This is a genomic window from Stenotrophomonas pictorum JCM 9942 (genome assembly GCF_001310775.1).
Classification (GTDB): domain Bacteria; phylum Pseudomonadota; class Gammaproteobacteria; order Xanthomonadales; family Xanthomonadaceae; genus Stenotrophomonas; species Stenotrophomonas pictorum.
Genome location: NZ_BAZI01000350.1, coordinates 1 through 2,740, shown reverse-complemented (window position 1 = coordinate 2,740; position 2,740 = coordinate 1). Strand labels below are relative to the sequence as shown.

2 protein-coding genes are annotated in these 2,740 nt (G+C 68.1%); one reads left to right on the top strand and one right to left on the bottom strand.

Features of this window, described 5'->3' with window-relative positions:
• A partial coding sequence (locus JCM9942_RS13540; protein ID WP_054660324.1) for an efflux RND transporter periplasmic adaptor subunit occupies positions 1 to 1,216 on the bottom strand: 1,216 nt, incomplete at its 3' end.
• 210 nt (positions 1,217 to 1,426) lie between these two features.
• Between JCM9942_RS13540 and JCM9942_RS13535 the strand changes: the two genes are divergently transcribed.
• Positions 1,427 to 2,740 (top strand): amidohydrolase (locus tag JCM9942_RS13535; RefSeq protein WP_054660322.1); only part of this gene is annotated, 1,314 nt, incomplete at its 3' end.

The following is a 2,740-nucleotide window of genomic DNA, read 5'->3' as shown; positions in this document are numbered from 1 at the left end:
CACGGCCGCCCTTCTGGCTGGCGGCCTTGAGCTGTTCCTCGGTCGGCGCCGGCGGCGCCTGGCCCGGGGCCAGCGCGTTGACCTTGCTGCCTTCCTTCAGGCGGAACTGGCCTTCGGTCACCACCTTGTCGCCGGGCTGCAGCCCCTCGCTGATCACCACGTGGCTGTCATCGACCTGGCCACCCTGTACGACCGGGCGCAGGGTGACGGTGTTGTCGGGCTTGATCAGATAGACGAAATCACCGGTGCTGCTGCGCTGCACGGCTTCGGCCGGCACCACCACCGCGCCGGGCAGCTCGCCCAGCTGCATGCGCACGTTGACGAACTGGCCCGGCCACAGCGTGCCATCGGCGTTAGGGAATTGCGCGCGCAGGCGGAACGTGCCGCTGCTGGCGCTGATCTGGTTGTCCACCACCTGCAACGTGCCGTCGGCGTTGACCACCGCGCTGCCCTCGCGGTCGAGCGTGGCGGTCGACAACGGGCCGTTGGCCTGCGCGCTGCGCACCGCGTCGAGCTGCTGCTCGGGCAGGTTGAACAGCACATAGGCCGGCTGCAGCTGGGTGACGGTGACGATGGCGCTGCCGGCACTGACCACGTTGCCCGGATCCACCGCGCGGATGCCGGTGACACCGCTGATCGGCGAGGTGATGCGGGTGTAGTCCAGCTGCACCTTGGCCTGGTCGGCCGAGGCCTGCGCGGCGGCGACCGCGGCCTGGTACTGGGCCACCTGGTTGCGCAGCGTGGTCAGGTCGGTCTGGGCGACAAACTGGCGATACTCGGGCGAGCTGGAACGCTCGTAGTTGGACTGTGCGGTGGCCAGCAGGGCCTGGTTCTGGCGTTTGCTGGCCAGGGCCTGATCGTACTGGGCCTGGAAGGTGCGCGGATCGATCTGCGCCAGCAGCTCGCCCTTTTTCACCGGCTGGCCTTCGCGGAAGTTGACGCTCAGCAGCTCGCCGCCCACCTGCGGGCTGACGGTGACGGTGTTGTAGGCGCTCACCGTGCCCTGCGCGGTCACATACACCGGCACGTCCTTGCGCTCGGCGGTCACCGCGGTGACCGGCACCGGTGCGCTGTCGCGGCCACCGCCGTTGCCACCGCGCATGCCCATCGCCTGCCCGGCGGCGGGCTGCTTGCCTCCTCCCATCATCCGGTAGCCGATACCGGCCACCAGCAGCACTGCAATGACCAGCAGCACGATCTTCCAGAAACGCGACATGCAAAAACTCCTGAGGAACCGGTGGGGGAGGACAGCGGGCAAGCCGGAGAGGATAACGTCCGTACCGGCGGGTGGACCCATGACCGATGGGCTACGTGTACAGACCTGCGTACAGGGTGAACGTTCCAGCGCGGGCTTGGTTGACGCTCGTGTGCAGCGGATTTTTGACCTACATTCCGGTCTTCGAGGATTGTGCAAGGGGAAGCGTCGATGGCCCGCAAGACCGTACTGCTGTCCGCACTGCTGTGCGCCCTGTCACCGCTGGTGGCGCAGGCCCGGGACGCCCAGCGTCCGGAAGTGGCTGCTGCCGCCGCGCGGCTGCAGCGGCAGGTGGTGGACTGGCGGCGCGACTTCCATGCCCATCCGGAACTGTCCAATCGCGAAGTGCGTACCGCGGCCAAGGTCGCCGAGCGCCTGCGGGCGATGGGCCTGACCCCCAAGACCGGGGTGGCCGTGCATGGTGTCGTCGCCATCATCAAGGGCGGCCTGCCGGGCCCGAAGATCGCCCTGCGCGCCGATATGGACGCGTTGCCGGTCACCGAGCAGACCGGCCTGCCGTTCGCCTCCAAGGCCACCGCCGAGTACCGCGGCGAGCAGGTCGGGGTGATGCACGCCTGTGGCCATGACGCCCACACCGCGACCCTGCTCGGTGTGGCCGATGCGCTGGTGGCGATGCGCGACACGCTGCCCGGTGAAGTGATGCTGATCTTCCAGCCGGCCGAGGAAGGCGCACCGCCGCCCGAGCAGGGTGGGGCCGACCTGATGCTGAAGGAGGGCCTGTTCAAGGACTTCAAGCCGGAGGCGGTATTCGGCCTGCATGTGTTCTCCAGCGTGCAGGCGGGCCAGATCGCGGTGCGCGGTGGCCCGCTGATGGCCGCCTCCGACCGCTTCGGCATCACCGTCAATGGCCGCCAGACGCATGGTTCGGCACCATGGAACGGCATTGACCCCATCGTCGCCGCCTCCGATCTGATCGGCACCGCGCAGACCATCGTCAGCCGCCGCGCCAACCTCTCCAGGCAGCCGGCCGTGCTCACCTTCGGCGCGATCAAGGGCGGCATCCGCTACAACATCATTCCCGATTCGGTGGAAATGGTCGGCACCATCCGCACTTTCGATCCGGACATGCGCAAGCAGATCTTCGCCGACCTGCGCAATGTCGCCGAACACACCGCCGCCGCGCACGGCGCCACCGCCGTCACCGACATCTATGAGAACGACGGCAACCCGGCCACGGTCAACGACCCGGCACTGACCGCACGCATGCTGCCCAGCCTGCAGGCGGTGGTGGGCAAGGACAACGTCTACGAACCGCCACTGCAGATGGGCTCAGAGGACTTCTCGCTGTATGCCCAACAGGTGCCGGCGATGTTCTTCTTTGTCGGTTCCACCGGTGCCGGCATCGACCCGGCCACCGCACCCAGCAACCACTCGCCGAAGTTCCTGCTCGACGAGAAGGCGCTGGACGTGGGCCTGCGCGCGTTGCTGCAGGTCTCGCTGGACTACCTCCACGGCGGCACCGGC